Source organism: Nocardia sp. NPDC041819 (assembly GCF_055590505.1).
Window position 1 is genome coordinate 44,778 of the sequence record NZ_JBVJAP010000005.1, and the last position, 15,484, is coordinate 60,261.

A 15,484-nucleotide genomic window follows, 5' to 3' on the forward strand; every position below is an offset into this window, starting at 1 on the left:
GCACCAGCGGACACTACCGCCGGGCCACCGCACCGGGCACGCCGAACAACGCCCGATCGGAATCGGGAACCCAGCAGGCGGCGGCGGTATCCCGGTTGTAGTTCTCCGCGACGTGCTCGACCAAATGCCGCAGTCCCGGGTGTCGGTTGCCCGCCGACCACAACAACGCCAGCGGATAGGCGGGGGTGGGATCGACGATCATCAGGCGCCGCACGTTCGGATGCCACGGCGTCTGCCCCCCGTCGCCGCTGAACGTCGTCAACGAGGACGAGTCCGCGATACGTTCGACGATCTCGGCCATACCCACGAGCGGACCCCTGGTATCGACCGGAATCCCGCTGAACGCGCTGAGATCTCGATAGAAGTCGGCCCACTCCGACGGCACGGCCGCACCGGGCACCCACACCGGCTGCCCGGAGATTTCGCGCAACGCGATCGTCGACCGGCCCGCGAACGGATGATCCTTACCCACCAGCAGATACAACGGCTCCAAATACGCGGGAGCGGCGACGATATCGTCGGGCAGAGCCACCGGGCCGCCGTACGCGCGCGCGAGAGCCGCGTCGACGATGCCACCGCGCAACGCTTCCCGCGAGGTCGTGATCATATTCGAGATGACGATCTCGGTGTCGCGGTGCGGATGACGCGCGAGATAGAACTCCATCAAATCGGTCGCGGCCATCCGTTTCCCCAGCACCGCGACCCGCAACGGCCGCACCGCCTCGCGCACCGCCCGCACAGCGGCCTCGGAGCCTGCGAGCAAGGAACGCGCGTACGGCAGCAACCGAGCACCGGCCGCCGTCGGCACACTGCCGCCGCGCCCGCGGTCGAACAGCTCCGTTCCCAGCTGCGACTCGAGCTTCGCGATGCGCTTGGACACCGCCTGCTGGCTGATCCCCAGCACCGAGGCCGCGTACCCGAACTGCTGCTCCTCCACCACCACGACGAACGCGCGCACCGCCGCGAGATCCAGCTCCACCCGCCACCTCCAGCGACAACCTTACGTTGTCCCCCATGCCGTATCCCGAATCCGACATCGACCGTCATCACTGCTCACATGGACGCGTAACCTCGATCGATCGACACAGCCTACAACCATTCGATGTTCCTACGATCGTTCCCGCATCGCCGAGGAACTGGAGCACAGCCGCCCTCCTCCACCGGCCGGACCACCCGAACTCCGAACGCTCGACAGCGCGACGGAATCGTCGGCCCCAGCCGCCCCGCAGCCGAGCGACTCGGCACGCCCGCCATCGGCGACCTCAAAGCGCTCCCGGAACCACCGTTGGCGGCGGTCGCATCACCTCCACCTCCGTGATCGCGCCCGCATAACGCTCCACCTCCACCAGCGTCAGCTGCCCGGCGCACCCCTGGCTGAGCGTCGAAGAGGGACGATCGGCGATGAGCACGTTCGGATTACCGTGGCGGCAGAATGTCGGGTCCGCCGGGTCGGGGTCATACCACGCTCCGGTGGACAACTGCGCGACACCGGCCCGCACCCCGTCGTCGACCACCAGACCGGCCAGGCAACTGCCCCGCTCGTTGAACACCCGCACGATCTCACCGGCACGCAGACCACGCGCGTCGGCGTCCGAAGGATGCATCCGGATCGGTTCCCGCCCGGAGATCTTCACCGACCGGCTGTAGGCACCCACGTCGAGCTGGCTGTGCAGCTTGGTCCGCGGCTGATTCGCCACCAACTGCAAGGGGAACCGGGCCGCCGCCGCACCACCGAGCCACTCCTCCGGCTCCAACCACACCGGATGCCCCGGGCAATCGGCGTACCCGAAGCGATCGATGGTCGCGGAAAAGATCTCGATCTTCCCGCTCGGCGTGCTCAGCGGGTGCCGATCCGGATCGGCGCGAAAGTCCGCGGCCAACACCTGATTCGGGTCCGGAACCGGAAGCTCGAGGACCTCACCGGCCCAGAACGCGTCGAAATCCGGCAGCTCGTGCCCCGCGCGCGACTGCTCGACACGCCATTGCTCATACAGATGCCGCAGCCACTCGACCGCCGAACGCCCCTCGGTGAATTCCTTGCCGACACCGAGCCGATCGGCCGTTTCGGCGAAGATCGAATAGTCGTCGCGCGCCTGCCCATACGGGCGCGTCAGCGCCTTCATCGGGAAGAACGAACGGTCGCCTTCCCCCACGCCATAGTCGTCGCGCTCGATCGACATCGTCGCCGGGAGCACGATATCGGCGTGCCGCGCGGTGGCCGTCCAGAACGCATCGTGCACAACCACCGTGTCCGGGCGACCGAACGCCCTACGCAGCCGAGCCAGGTCCTGATGGTGATGGAACGGATTGCCGCCACACCAGTACACCAACCGCACTTCCGGATAAACCAGCTCCCGGCCGTTGTAGCGGAAGGGCGCGCCCGGCTCGAGCAGCATGTCCGCGATCCGTGCGACCGGAATGAAGGCGTCCACGCCATTGCGCCCCTGCGGAAGTCGCGGCGCAGGCACGCGCGCAGGCTCTCCGACGCCGGCGGCCGAGCCGTACCCGTGTCCGAACCCGCCTCCGGGAAGCCCGATCTGCCCCAGCATCGCCGCGAGCGCCACACCCGCCCACAGCGGCTGCTCACCATGGCGCGCCCGCTGCAGCGACCAACTCACTGTCACCAGGGTTCGCGCGGCAGCCATCTCGCGGGCCAGCGTCCGGATACGGTCGGCAGGCACACCGGTGATGGCCGCGGCCCACTCCGGATCCTTGACCACTCCGTCCACCGCACCGCGCAGGTACTCCGCGAAGCGGTCGCAGCCCACCGTGTACTCGCGCAGGAACTGTTCGTCCGCCAAACCCTCCGCGTCCAGCACCTGGGCGAGCGCCAGCATCATCACCACGTCGGTACCCGGCCGCGGCGCGATCCACTCCGCTTCACTCTCCCGGGGGGTGTCGTCGCGCAGCGGACTGATCGACACGAAACGGCAACCCCGCGCCCGCGCCGCCGCGATCCAGCCGCGCATGTTGTGGCGCGAGACCCCGCCCGGCGACACGGCCGCGTTCTTCGGCGACAAACCACCGAAAGCCACCACGAGCTCGGAGTGTTCGGCCAAGACCGTCTTCGCCGTCGCCTGCTGCGTCACCCAGCCGATCTCACCGATGACATACGGCAGGAACACCGTCGAGGTACCCAGACTGTAGCTGTTCACGTGCCGGACGTAGCCGCCGAGACAGTTCAAGAAGCGGTGCAATTGGCTCTGCGCGTGATGGAATCGCCCGGCGCTGGCCCAGCCGTACGAGCCGCCGTACACCGCCTGCGCTCCATGCTCCTGGTATACCCGGCCGAGCTCGCCGGCCAGCAGGTCCAAAGCGCGCTCCCACGACACCGGGACGAAAGAGTCCGAGCCCCGCACACCCGGGCCCGGCCCGTTCTCCAGCCAGCCCCGACGAACATACGGCCGATCGATACGCGTCGGATGATGCTGCGCCGAAGCGACATTCTCGATCAGCGCCACCGGCTCCGGGTCACCATGCCACGGCCGGACCGCTGTGAGCCGTTCTCCATCGCTGTCCGCCTCGAACGCGCCCCAGTGGGTCAGATGCGTGGTCACCGTCCCACCGTAACCGGCCACCCGAACACCTGGCCGCCACTCGTTTCCGATGCCACCGTCAGTCGGATACGCGGCGCAGCTCGAAGATACGGAACACCCGGCCGCCGGACAGTTCGTACTCCATGGCGTAGCCGGGCCAGAACTCGACCGCCAGATCCCAGACGCGCTTACGCTCCACGCCGGTGATCTCGCGCACCGTGGCCAGGAACTGCTCGCCCTTGTGCCGGACCGAGGCGGTTTGCGCCGCACGCAGATTCGCCGACCAGGCCGGATGCTTCGGACCGCCCCAATTCGAACCGAGGACGATGAAGTCCGCACCGTGCGGCACATAGAGCAACGATGTGGTGCGCGGGATTCCCGTCTTCCGCCCCGGCACGGTGACCTCGACGGACGGCAGCCCCGCCAGATCCAGGACACCTTTTCGGCCGCCGCTCGCCCGCCGGATCAAGCGTTCGACCCGCAGCACGACCGGCGCCGACCGCATGACCCAGCGCCGCTGGGCCAGCCGTCGAGCCAAGGCCGGCACCGGATTCGAGACCATATCAGGACACCTTTCCGTAGCGAACTCGCGACTTGGCAGGCGCTCTAGATCTAACACCTCGTACCGAGGTCTGCGCACGATTGGGTCCGGTCATAAATTACGAAACTCATATTGATCGACGGGGCTCTCGGCATGTAGTATCTAACTCATACGATATGAGTTAGATAGGAGTTGCCATGTATCTGATCACCGGCGCCACCGGCACCATCGGCCGCCCCCTCATCAGCGCTTTGTCATCCGCCGGAACGAGAATCCGAGCCGTCTCCCGACAACCCGTCGCCGACTTCCCCGAAGATGTGGAAGTCGTGGCATTCGAAGAGGTGAACGATGCCCTCCAGGGGGTCGATGCCCTGTTCGTCCACCCGCGGGCCTGCAAGGATCATGTCGGCGAACTGGTCCAGCTCGCCGCGACATGCGGTGTCGGCCGGATCGTCGTCATGTCGGCCTGCAACGCCGACGACGAACCCGCCCATCAGCCCTCCCGATACAACGGTGACCGCAATACAGAGGTCGAGCGGGCGGTCGTCGCGAGCGGACTGCCGTGGGTGAGCGTACGACCGAGTTCGTTCGCCATGAACACATCGGCGATGTGGCGCAAGCAAGTGGCCGCTGGTGACACCGTCTTCGGCCCGTATGCGTCTTTCGCCGAGGCGGTCATCCACGAACAGGATGTCGCGGACGTCATCGCACGGGCCATGTGGGACGACAGCCTCCTCGGCCGCCGCATAACCATCACCGGTCCCGAGGCCGTGAGCCTGGAGCGAATGGTCGCCGTGATCGGCGATGCGATCGACAGACCCCTTCGCTTTCAACAGGTTCCGGTCGAAGCAGCCACCCGCGCGATGATCGGGCAAGGTCTCGACGAGCGCTTCGTGCTCGCGCTCATGGACCGCTACGCTCGTGAACTCGACCGAACGCCCACCGTCACTGACGAGGTGGACGCGATTCTCGGCCGTCCGGCACGCTCGTTCGCGACGTGGGCCGCCGATCACCGGGCGGAGTGGTCGTGACGCCGTCCCCGCTCCGGTCCGGTGACGACGTGGACCGCGCGGTCTGGCACCTCGGCGCGCTGATCCAATTCGACGCCACCGCAAGCCAGACCGACGGCCGGCTCGCCATCACCAGGCACACCTGCCGACGCGGGACCGCGGCTCCGCCGCACCGGCACGAGCACGAGGACGAGATATTCATCGTCTTGGCGGGTGAGCTCACCGTGCATATCGCAGACCAGCGATTTCGGGTCTCCACCGGCGCCACTGTCTTCGCGCCACGCGGATTGCCTCATGCCTACCGCGTCGATTCGGACATCTGCCGGTTCCTGACCCTGATCACACCGGGCGGATTCGAGCAATGGTTCACCGAAACCGGCTGCCCGGCCGAATCCCTGTCTCTTCCTCCGGCACCCACCAGTCCGCCCGACACCACCCTGCTCGCCGCCGCGGCCGCCCGTCACGGCGTCGAAATCCTGGGGCCCTCCCCCCGGGCAGGCTTCTGACGCCAGTGCCGAACGGGTCGCTCTGCCCATCAACGAAGCACCCTTTCCCCGCTTCCGGTGCCGCTTTCCGCGGCCCGCATCAACCCAGAAGGAACATCCATGCGTCTCATCGTCTTCGGGGCGAACGGTCCCACCGGCCGCTTGCTGACCACCCAGGCTCTCGCGGCCGGCCATGATGTCGTCGCCGTCACTCGCAAGCCACGCGATTTCCCGCTCGAACACGACCGGCTCACGACGTTCGAGGGCGACGTCCATGCGGCAGACTCCGTAGAGAGCGCGATCGCGGGCGGCGACGCCGTGCTGTCGACACTCGGTGTGCCCTACAGCAAGCAACCGATCACGACGTATTCGGCCGGGGTCGCCAATATCGTCACCGCCATGCGCAAGCACGCGGTACGCCGTATCGCGGTCGTCTCGTCCAGTGCCGTGGACCCCAAACCACATGCGGACGCGGGCTTTCTGTTCAATCGCGTCTTGCAGCCCTACCTCACGCAGGTCATGGGCAAAACGCTCTACGACGATATGCGCGCGATGGAATCCCTGCTCACAGAAACCGAACTCGACTGGACGGTCGTGCGCCCGAGTGGCCTGTACACCTCCGCGCTCGTCACCGACTACACAGTCGCGGAAGGCCACGCCGAGGGGCGGTTCACCTCCCGAGCAGACCTGGCCGCCTGCCTGCTCCGGCTCGTCGACGAGGACCGATATGTCCAGAAGATCGTCAGCGTCGTCACCACCTCGAATAATCCCAGCCTGCTGCGACTGATTCGCACCGAGGCGCTCGGCAAGCACTGAGCGCACGGCGGCGCTATTCCAGTTGGCGGTGCGTATAATACGGAATCCATACAAAGACTCGTGAAGGTGACTTGGATGAGTTCCGTAGTCGATCCGGCCGCGACCCGGCGACACCGGCGGTTGGTCACGTCCGTCAAAGAGGCGCTACGTGATCTGAACACCCAGCTGTCCGTGCTCAACCGCCGCTTCGGCAACAAGGTGGAACTGAAGGACGCCGACTGGACCTGCCTGGATCTGATCAACCGACACGGGCCGCTGACGCCGACTGCGTTGGCGGCACGTGCCGGTCTGCACCCGGCGACGTTGACCGGCATTCTGGACCGCCTCCAGCGTGGCGGGTGGGTCATCCGCGAGCGCGATCCCGAGGGCGCCGACCGACGCGCGGTCACCGTGCGCGCACTGCACGACCGAAACCCAGAGCTCTACCGGATATTCAGTGGAATGAACGGCCGGATGGACGCCATCTGCGAGGGCTACACAGATGCCGAACTCGAGCTGATCGCGGAATTCCTCCGACGTAGTGCAGCCGCCGGCCACGAGTCGGCCGACGAGCTCGCCTGACCCGAATCCCCGGCCTCAGCACGGACCCCTCCTCTCTTTGCGGGTTTTCTTTGATGTGGACGCGGGGTGGATGCTTTGATGGAGTCACATAATTAGATGCGCATATCTACGTATCCATATTTTTATAAGCCGCACGAGGCTGCCCTCCCACCCCTACGTAGTGATCCGAGCAAGTCGGAGAGTTCGTCTCGCCTGGACAGCCCTCCCCCGTCTTCCTGAAAACGGACAAGCGACCAGTTACCCTGTCCCCCGTGGCCCCCACCCCATCCCTGCGCCGGAGGTCCACGAGCGCCCGTCGCCCCTTTCGGAACAGGAGTTCGATGCGTTCCCACCCCCGCCGCGTCTCGGCCGCCCTCGCGGCTGTCGCCTTGCTCGGAGTCGCCGCTCCGGCGGCGGCTCGGCCCGAGCCACCCGCCGTGGTCACGCCGATGGGCCCGGACTTCCTCTGGGGCGTCGCCGCGTCGGGGTACCAGTCGGAAGGCCATGCCCCGGATAGCAACTGGTCCCGGTACGTCGCGTCCGGCAAGACATCGGACCCGTATCAGGATTCGATCGACTTCTATTCGCGCTACCGCTCGGACATCGCTCTCGCGGCGGGCTTGGGCGTGAAGGTGTATCGCATCGGCATCGAGTGGGCGCGGCTCCAGCCGGAGCCGGGCAAGTGGGACCCCGAGGGATTGCGGTTCTACGACGACGTCGTCGCCGCGATCACAGCCGCGGGCATGCGCCCCATGATCACCATCGACCACTGGGTCTATCCGGGGTGGGCGGTCGACCGCGGAGGCTGGAACAACGCGGGAATCGTCGAGGACTGGCTTGCCAACGCGCGCACGGTTGTCGATCGCTACGCCCCGTACAAGCCGTTGTGGGTCACGTTCAACGAACCGGCCTTCTACGTGGTGAACGAACTGCGCAATGGCGGATTGCCGCCCGCCGCCGCGCCCGCGATGCAGGACCGGATCGCCGAGGCGCACAACAGCATCTACGACTTCATTCACCGAGTTCAGCCGGACGCGATGGTGACCAGCAATGTCGCCTACATCCCGGCCGCCGAGGACGTGGTGAACAAGCCACTGGTGGACAGGATCGGCGCAAAGCTCGACTACATCGGCATCGACTATTACTACGGCCTCTCCCCCGACAGTCTCACCACGGGGAATTTCACCGAATTGTGGAAGAATCCGTTGCAGCCGGAAGGCATCTACTACGCGTTGCAGCACTATGCGCGCCAGTTCCCCGGCAAGCCGCTCTACATCGTGGAGAACGGAATGCCCACCGAGAACGGCCTGCCACGGGCGGACGGATACGGTCGCGCCGATTCCCTCCGCGACACCGTCTACTGGCTGCAGCGCGCCAAGGCCGACGGCATCGACCTGATCGGCTACAACTACTGGAGCCTCACCGACAACTACGAATGGGGTTCCTACACACCGCGTTTCGGCCTGTACACGGTCGATGTCCGCACCGATCCGGCACTGACGCGCAAGCCCACGGACGCGGTGGCCGCCTACACGGACATCACCCGGGCCGGCGGCGTCGCACCCGGGTACCGGCCGACCCGCGCGCCGAAGGATTGCTCTTTCGTGGACGGACCGGCAAGCTGCTCCGACCCGGTCACCGTGCCGCGGTGAGATCGAAGCCGCATGTCGGCGAGCGGAGGTAGGCGATGACCGACGACCCCGTCGCGGTACTCCGGCGCTGGACCGACGCGGGCGGGGTGTGGCGGGTCGCCGCGCGCCGATCCGGTTCGGTCACCGTCGCGCTCTACCAATGCACCGGCGGTGAGGAAGTCGATCGCCTGACCTCCTCCGATCCCGAGCTGCTCCGCTATGTCGGCGAGCGGACCAGCAGCGAGGACTGAAACGCTCAGCCCGCGACCGATCCCGTCGCCCCCGACCACAGCCGCTCCAGCACTCGAGCGGCCGGTTCCACGGAGGTGACCAGATCGACGCTCGAGCCCGCGTCGATCGGCGCGACGGCCGGATCGTTCGCGGCGAGCGCGGCGGCGAGCGCGTGCTTGGCCACCGGATCCATGGCGAGTTCCTCCTCCCGTCCGGCCCATCGGTCGGTGAATCCGGTGCGCAGCACTCGCGCGGGAAACCTCACCGGCCACGGCAATTCCATCCCCACGTCGTAGGCGCGGGTGAGCACGGTGTCTGTACCGCGCGCGTCGAGCAGGGCTCGGCGGCCCGCATCCGACAGCAGCGATTCCGAGCACGCCGCCAGACACGTACCGAGCCATGCGCCACTGGCCCCCGCTCGGAGTACGGCGGCGAGATCCCGCGGTGCCCCGATGCCGCCCGCCGCGAGCACCGGGACCGTCGCCACGGCCAGCACCTCGTCCAGCAGCGGCAGCAGCGGCGCGTTCACGGCGCCGTGTCCGCCGCCCTCCACGCCGCGGGCCACGAGGACGCCGATGCCCGCGTCTTGCGCACGCCGCGCGTCCTGCCCGCCGTAGACCTGGGTGGCCGGGACGATTCCCGCGTCCGCGACGCGAGCCGCCCAATCCAGGTCCGCGCCGAAGCTCACCGAGATCAGGGCGGGACGAGCCTCGATCGCGACCTCCAGCAGCCGCGGCTCCCGTGCAACGACCCAATCGACAAGACCGATGCCGAACGGCCCGTCCAGGCCCCGGATGTGCGGCAGTTCCCGCTCCAGCGCCGCGACCGATCCGGCGCTGCCCATCCCGATCATGCCCAGTCCACCGGCCGCGGTCACCGCCGCGGCGAGCCGTCCGCCCGCTACGCCACCCATCGGCGCGTTGACCAGTGGCATCCGCGCACCGATCCGGCGCGCCCATGCCGTCGCCGCACTGATATCGGGTGCCGGGGGCTGTTCGGAAGAAGTCACGCCTCCCATCGCAACACACGCCGCCACGACCGATCGCGGACTCCCCCGTCGCGCGTGCGGATCACGGCCGGTGACCGAGCATGTCCAACAGCCCGTCGAGTTGCAGTTCGAACAATTCGGCCCGGTCGGCGAAGGTGTCGGCGCCGTACATGTCGAAGACGTCCGCGCTCACCGCCCCGAACAGACCGACCCAGAACGTCACGCCGCGGACGATGAGCCAATCGGGCACCTCCAGCCGGAACTGGTCGCGAATCCGCGTGAAACTGCCCGCGAGAGCGGTGGATATTCGGGGCTCCCCCGCCGGGGCCACGAGTTCGCCTGCTCCGTACGCCCGAGCGAAGAGGGTCAGCATCGTGGCGATCACGCGGGTGCCCGGCGCGATGGTCTCGGCAGCCGGTGCGTCGTAACCGGGGACCGGCGTGCCGAACAGCAACCCGTAGCGGGCGGGTTCGGCCAGCGCCCAGCGCCGTACCGTTCGCCCGAGCACCCGCAACCCGTCGATCGGATCGGCCTCGGCCGCCAGCGCGCCGTCGACCGCGTCGCCGAGCGCGTTGTAACCGTCCACGACGAGCAGGGTCAGCAACTCGTCGCGACTGCGGACATATCGGTACACCGCCGAGGAGACCACGCCGAGGTCACGCGCCACCGCACGCAGCGACAGGGCGGCGGCGCCGTCGGTCGCCAGGTGTTCGCGCCCGATCCGGACGATGTCGTTCATGGTCTGGGCCCTGGCTCGGGCACGCGGTGTCGTCGGCATGACAAAACCATGCGCCATTCAGAGAGCGTTGTCAACTAATGAGAGCATCGCTCTGAAAACGGGCCGGGCAACAGTCGGCAAACCGGGTTACCGCAGTGATCCGCCGTTTCCAGCCGCGTTGCGGACCGTTACTTACCGGAGAGTAGTGTTAGCCGAGTCACTGGCGACACGATCGAGGAGTTCCACATGGACCAGCGGACGACGGATTTCGACGTGCTGATCGTCGGTTCGGGGTTCGGCGGCAGCGTCACCGCGCTCCGGCTGGTGGAGAAGGGTTACAAGGTCGGCGTGCTGGAGGCGGGCAGGCGCTTCGCCGACGACGAGTTGCCCGAGACCAGCTGGGAGCTGAAGAAGTTCCTGTGGGCGCCCGCGCTCGGCTGCTATGGAATCCAGCGCATCCATCCGCTGCGCAATGTCCTCATCCTCGGCGGCGCGGGCGTCGGGGGCGGTTCGTTGAATTACGCGAACACCCTGTACGTGCCGCCGGAGCCGTTCTTCCGCGACGCGCAGTGGCGTGACATCACCGATTGGCGCGACGAGCTGACCCCCTACTACGAGCGCGCACAGCAGATGCTCGGCGTGGTGCGCAATCCGCACCTGACGCCCGCCGACGAGGTCTTCAAGGCCGTCGCCGACGACATGGGCGTCGGCGACACGTTCGTGCAGACTCCCGTCGGCGTGTTCTTCGGCGAGCCGGGCAAGACGGTGCCGGATCCGTACTTCGGCGGCGTCGGCCCCGAGCGCACCGGGTGCGTCGAATGCGGCGACTGCATGGTGGGCTGCAAGTACGGCGCCAAGAACACCTTGGTGAAGAACTACCTCTACCTTGCGGAAAAGGCAGGCGCCGAGATCATTCCGATGACGACGGTCACCGAGCTGCGTCCGCATCCCGACGGCACCTGGGACGTGTCCACCGTCCGCACCGGCGCGTGGCTTCGCAAGCAGCCCCGCACGCTCACCGCTTCGCATGTCGTGCTCGCCGCGGGCACGCGCGGCACGCAGAAGCTGCTGTTCGCCATGCGCGACAAAAAGGTATTGCCGGACCTGTCCGATCGGCTCGGCATGCTCACGCGCACCAACTCGGAGTCCATCGTCGGCGCGGCCACCAAGAAGGTGCGCCCAGGCGTCGACTTCACCAAGGGCGTCGCGATCACCTCGTCCATCCATCCCACCCCGGACACGCACATCGAGCCGGTCCGCTACGGCAAGGGCTCCAACGCCATGGGCCTGCTCCAGACGCTCATGGTGGACGGCGGTGGGCGCATCCCGCGCTGGCTGCGCTTCCTGGGCTTGGTGCTGCGGCATCCGATGAACCTGCTCAGCTTCCTGAGCACCAGGAACTGGAGCGAACGGACCATCATCTCGCTGGTCATGCAGCACCTGGACAATTCGATCACCACCTACACCAAGCGCGGCCTGTTCGGCCGCAAGCTCACCAGCAGACAGGGCCACGGCGAGCCCAATCCGACCTGGATCCCGGTGGGCAACGACGTCACCAGGCGGGTCGCGGAGAAAATCGGCGGCATCGCGGGCGGCAGCTGGGGCGAGATCTTCAACATCCCGCTGACGGCCCATTTCCTGGGCGGAGCCGTGATCGGAGCCGACGCCGAGCACGGCGTGATCGACGCCTATCACCGCGTCTACGGCTACCCCACGCTCAGCGTGGTCGACGGCGCGGCGGTCTCGGCCAACCTGGGCGTCAACCCGTCGCTGACGATCACCGCGCAGGCCGAACGCGCGGCGGCGTACTGGCCCAACAAGGGTGAGGTGGACACCCGCCCCCTGGTGGGCACGGGATACCGTCGTATCGCTCCCGTCGCACCGGTGAACCCGGTCGTTCCGGCGAGTTCGCCCGCGGCTCTGGTGCTTCCGATCGTGCAGATCCGGGAGACGCCCGCCGCCGGGTAGGTCAGCGGCCGGACCCATGGGGCGGGCTCAGCAGGAACCCGGCCGCCGCTGACGCCAGAACATGCCACGCAGCTATCTCTACTCAACTAGCCTTTATCTGGTCTTTTGTCGCTACGACAGCCAGGAGGCGACTGGTGAGCACACGGCGGCGCGGATGGCTCGCTCCCACGGCGATGGCGGCGGCCGTCCTTCTCGCCCTCACCGGGTGCGGCGGCGACGAAGCGGACTCCCCCGAGGCGGCAGCACCGTCCGGCTCCACGGTGCTGCCCGACCGGTTCGCCGGGGTGCCGATACCGGACGGACGGATCGATGACGCCGTGGGCGAACTGGACGACCTCGCCGAGAGCCTGCTCACCGCTTCGGGCATTCCCGGCATGGCGGTCGCCGTGGTGCACGGTGGAAAGGTGGTGTACAGCAGGGGCTTCGGCGTCCGCGACGTCGTGACCGAGGAGAAGGTGGACCCGGATACGGTCTTCCAGCTCGCGTCGCTGTCCAAGCCGGTCGGAGCGACAGTCGTGGCTCGCCGGATCGCCGCGGGGGGTGTCGCATGGGACACTCCGGTGCACCGGCTGCTGCCGTCCTTCGCGCTCGCCGACCCCTACGTCACCGAGCACGTCACGGTCGGCGACCTGTACGCGCACCGCTCCGGACTGCCCGATCACGCGGGTGACCTGCTGGAGGACCTCGGCTACGACCGCGGACAGATTCTCGACCGGCTCCGGCTGGTGCCGCTGGGCGCCTTCCGGGGCTCCTACGAATACACCAATTTCGGGCTGACCGCGGCCGCTGTCGCGGTGGCCACAGCGGCGGGAACCGACTGGGAGACGTTGTCCGAACAGACGATCTACCGCCCGCTCGGCATGACATCGACCAGCTCTCGCTTCGCCGACTTCGCGGCTCGCGCGAACCGGGCCGAGGGGCACGTTCTGGTCGACGGGAAGTACGAGCAGGCCAATCCCCAGCGTCAGCCGGACGCCCAGTCTCCGGCGGGAGGGGTCAGCTCCTCGGCCGCCGACCTGGCCAAGTGGATGACGATGGTGCTCGCGAACGGCTCCGCGGGTGGCTCCGTCCTGATACCACCGGAGGATCTGCTGCCCGCCATCTCCCCGCAGGCGGTGTCGGCGCCGCCGAAGACGCCCGACGGGCGCGCCGGGTTCTACGGATTCGGTTTCAACGTCGGCGATTCCGCCTCGGGCCGGGTCGTACTCGGTCACTCGGGGGCGTTCGGGCTCGGTGCGGGCACGGCGTTCACCTTGATTCCCTCCGCCGACGTCGGCATCGTGACACTCACCAACGCGGCTCCGATCGGCGTGCCGGAAACGCTGAACGCGGAGTTCGCCGACCTGGTCCAGTTCGGGAAGGTCCAGCAGGACTGGCGCTCGCTCTATCGAACAGCATTCCAGCCGCTGAGCGCCCCGGCAGGGGCGCTGGCAGGCAAGCAGCCGCCCGCCGACCCCGCGCCCGCTCGACCGTCCGCCTCGTATACGGGGACCTACGACAATCCCTACTACGGCCGGGCGACCGTCGCCGCCACCGGCGATTCCCTGACCCTCGGCCTGGGCCCGAACAATATGACCTTCCCACTCGAGCACTGGGACGGCGACACTTTCGTCTTCACACCGGTCGGCGAGAACGCCAACCACGGCTCGGTCTCCCGGGCGACCTTCGAGGACGGCGAGCTCACCCTCGAGTACTACGACATCGAACACCTCGGCGTGTTCACCCGTAGGTGACTTCGCCGCCGTAAGCCCGCGGCCACGGGTGTGTGTCCCTCGCCAGGCGCTGTTCGACTCCGTTCCGAGGGTTTGCTGCCGACAGTTCCGGGAAGTCGCTGAATGCAGGAGAGGAGGCAGTGATGACCGAACCGAACGAGACCTATGACCCGCCGCAGGACACGGGGGCACCCGACTCGGTCGAATCCGATCCGGCGGCGCTCAACAGCGCCGAGGATCTCGATGAGGACCGACTGCGTTCCGACCCGCTGGAGGCCGGAATGGACCCACCGGAACACTGGAGCGGCGTCACGAAGTACGGCGTGACACCGTGGGAGCAAGCTCATCCACGACCGATCGGCGACCGGCTCGCCGAGGAGGAGCCGGACGTCGATCCGAACCGCGCCGCCGAGACGGAGGAAAGCGGGAGACTCGAGGACGACGACCACAGGCTGAAAGACATCACCTCCGACAGCGACCGCGTGCCGGTCGACCTGCCCTACGAGGAGCAGATCGGTGTCGCCGCCGACGTCGCGGGCGGATCGGTGGCCGACGACATCCGTCGACCGGCACCGCCCGAATGAGAGGCGGCGTTCGAGGTCGATCGGCAGGCACTCGCCATGACCCGGCCGATCCCCACGCAGGGCTCGTCGCATATCGCGTGATCGCCGCAAAAGTGACAGGCCGGGCACGGTGCCCGGCCTGTCCGGCTCCTTAGTCGTCCGGGAGCCATACCAGACAAAACGTGTGCCCCACCGGGTCGGCGTAAACACGGAAGGCTCCGCCGGTTTCGGCTTGCACGACTGTCGCCCCCAAGGCGAGCGCCGCCGGTTCGGCTTGCTCGATGTCGTCCACCAACACGTCGAAATGCACCTGCTGCGACGCCTCGGGGTCCGGGAAACGCGGCGGTTTGTACTGCGGTGCCGTCTGAAACGCGATGCGCCTGCCCGAGGTCTCGACCAGCACCACCCAGTCGTCGTCATCATCCTCGAGCAGGTCTCCCCCGAGCAGGTCCCGGTAGAACCCGGCGAGTTTTCACGGTTCGGGGCAGTCCAGCACGACGCTGCGCAACTGTCCGACGGCATTGTTCGATGTCATACTCCGACCTCCTGACCTACGCCATTCGTCGATGCCTACCCGCCCCGACCGGCGACAAACGCGGTAGCACAGGCAAGCTCACCCCTTACCTCCTGATTCGACCGCACGATCCGGCGCGGACCGACCGAACGCAACGGCCCGCCCGGCGTCACGCTTCCGCCGGACGGGCCGCTTCCCCGTTCGCCATGCGACGCCGCCACGTCACACAGC

General features: G+C 67.6%; 14 protein-coding genes and 1 pseudogene. 9 read left to right on the forward strand and 6 right to left on the reverse strand.

Annotation, left to right across the window (positions count from 1 at the left end; all coding sequences use genetic code 11):
* Positions 1 to 13 precede the first annotated feature (13 nt).
* The 3 genes from ACZ6DL_RS17135 to ACZ6DL_RS17145 form a co-directional block, all read right to left on the reverse strand.
* Positions 14 to 979 carry a LysR family transcriptional regulator gene (locus ACZ6DL_RS17135; protein WP_466052092.1) on the reverse strand — a complete coding sequence of 322 codons (966 nt, stop codon included), beginning with the start codon at positions 977 to 979 and terminating at the stop codon, positions 14 to 16.
* A gap of 283 nt (positions 980 to 1,262) precedes the next feature.
* A complete protein-coding gene (locus tag ACZ6DL_RS17140; protein WP_466052094.1) occupies positions 1,263 to 3,557 on the reverse strand; it encodes a molybdopterin guanine dinucleotide-containing S/N-oxide reductase in 2,295 nt (764 codons plus the stop codon).
* 58 nt (positions 3,558 to 3,615) lie between these two features.
* Positions 3,616 to 4,098, reverse strand: a complete 483-nt coding sequence (locus ACZ6DL_RS17145; RefSeq protein WP_051175897.1) for a nitroreductase family deazaflavin-dependent oxidoreductase — start codon at positions 4,096 to 4,098, stop codon at positions 3,616 to 3,618.
* 176 nt (positions 4,099 to 4,274) lie between these two features.
* Between ACZ6DL_RS17145 and ACZ6DL_RS17150 the strand changes: the two genes are divergently transcribed.
* The 6 genes from ACZ6DL_RS17150 (at position 4,275) to ACZ6DL_RS17175 (ending at position 8,810) form a co-directional block, all read left to right on the forward strand.
* Entirely contained in the window at positions 4,275 to 5,108 is an 834-nt protein-coding gene (locus tag ACZ6DL_RS17150) for an NAD(P)H-binding protein (protein ID WP_466052096.1), read from the forward strand.
* Positions 5,105 to 5,593: a cupin domain-containing protein gene (locus ACZ6DL_RS17155; RefSeq protein WP_466052098.1), complete on the forward strand. Its 489-nt coding sequence runs from the start codon at positions 5,105 to 5,107 to the stop codon at positions 5,591 to 5,593. Before ACZ6DL_RS17150 ends, ACZ6DL_RS17155 begins: the two co-directional genes overlap by 4 nt.
* Before the next feature lie 99 nt (positions 5,594 to 5,692).
* On the forward strand, positions 5,693 to 6,388 hold the full coding sequence (locus ACZ6DL_RS17160) for an NAD(P)-dependent oxidoreductase (RefSeq protein ID WP_466052100.1): 696 nt from the start codon (positions 5,693 to 5,695) through the stop codon (positions 6,386 to 6,388).
* Positions 6,389 to 6,463: 75 nt separating this feature from the next.
* Positions 6,464 to 6,949: a MarR family winged helix-turn-helix transcriptional regulator gene (locus ACZ6DL_RS17165; RefSeq protein ID WP_466052102.1), complete on the forward strand. Its 486-nt coding sequence runs from the start codon at positions 6,464 to 6,466 to the stop codon at positions 6,947 to 6,949.
* Between the two features lie 320 nt (positions 6,950 to 7,269).
* Positions 7,270 to 8,580 (forward strand): glycoside hydrolase family 1 protein, encoded by a 1,311-nt coding sequence (locus tag ACZ6DL_RS17170; protein ID WP_466052104.1) that lies wholly within the window; start codon positions 7,270 to 7,272, stop codon positions 8,578 to 8,580.
* A 35-nt stretch (positions 8,581 to 8,615) separates the two neighbouring features.
* The gene (locus ACZ6DL_RS17175; RefSeq protein ID WP_466052106.1) at positions 8,616 to 8,810 is read left to right on the forward strand and encodes a hypothetical protein; all 195 of its coding nucleotides are present in this window, start codon (positions 8,616 to 8,618) and stop codon (positions 8,808 to 8,810) included.
* A gap of 5 nt (positions 8,811 to 8,815) precedes the next feature.
* On the opposite strand, the gene ACZ6DL_RS17180 is transcribed toward ACZ6DL_RS17175, so the two are convergent.
* Entirely contained in the window at positions 8,816 to 9,724 is a 909-nt protein-coding gene (locus ACZ6DL_RS17180; RefSeq protein WP_466052678.1) for an NAD(P)H-dependent flavin oxidoreductase, read from the reverse strand.
* Positions 9,725 to 9,860: 136 nt separating this feature from the next.
* Positions 9,861 to 10,556 carry a TetR/AcrR family transcriptional regulator gene (locus ACZ6DL_RS17185; protein WP_466052108.1) on the reverse strand — a complete coding sequence of 232 codons (696 nt, stop codon included), beginning with the start codon at positions 10,554 to 10,556 and terminating at the stop codon, positions 9,861 to 9,863.
* 186 nt (positions 10,557 to 10,742) lie between these two features.
* Between ACZ6DL_RS17185 and ACZ6DL_RS17190 the strand changes: the two genes are divergently transcribed.
* From ACZ6DL_RS17190 to ACZ6DL_RS17200, 3 genes are all read left to right on the forward strand, one after another.
* A complete protein-coding gene (locus ACZ6DL_RS17190) occupies positions 10,743 to 12,464 on the forward strand; it encodes an FAD-dependent oxidoreductase (protein ID WP_466052110.1) in 1,722 nt (573 codons plus the stop codon).
* Positions 12,465 to 12,637: 173 nt separating this feature from the next.
* A complete protein-coding gene (locus ACZ6DL_RS17195) occupies positions 12,638 to 14,197 on the forward strand; it encodes a serine hydrolase (RefSeq protein WP_466052680.1) in 1,560 nt (519 codons plus the stop codon).
* A gap of 122 nt (positions 14,198 to 14,319) precedes the next feature.
* Positions 14,320 to 14,760 carry a hypothetical protein gene (locus tag ACZ6DL_RS17200; RefSeq protein ID WP_393236967.1) on the forward strand — a complete coding sequence of 147 codons (441 nt, stop codon included), beginning with the start codon at positions 14,320 to 14,322 and terminating at the stop codon, positions 14,758 to 14,760.
* 130 nt (positions 14,761 to 14,890) lie between these two features.
* On the opposite strand, the pseudogene ACZ6DL_RS17205 reads toward ACZ6DL_RS17200, so the two are convergent.
* Positions 14,891 to 15,196: pseudogene (locus ACZ6DL_RS17205) on the reverse strand (VOC family protein); the annotation flags it as partial.
* Positions 15,197 to 15,484 lie beyond the last annotated feature (288 nt).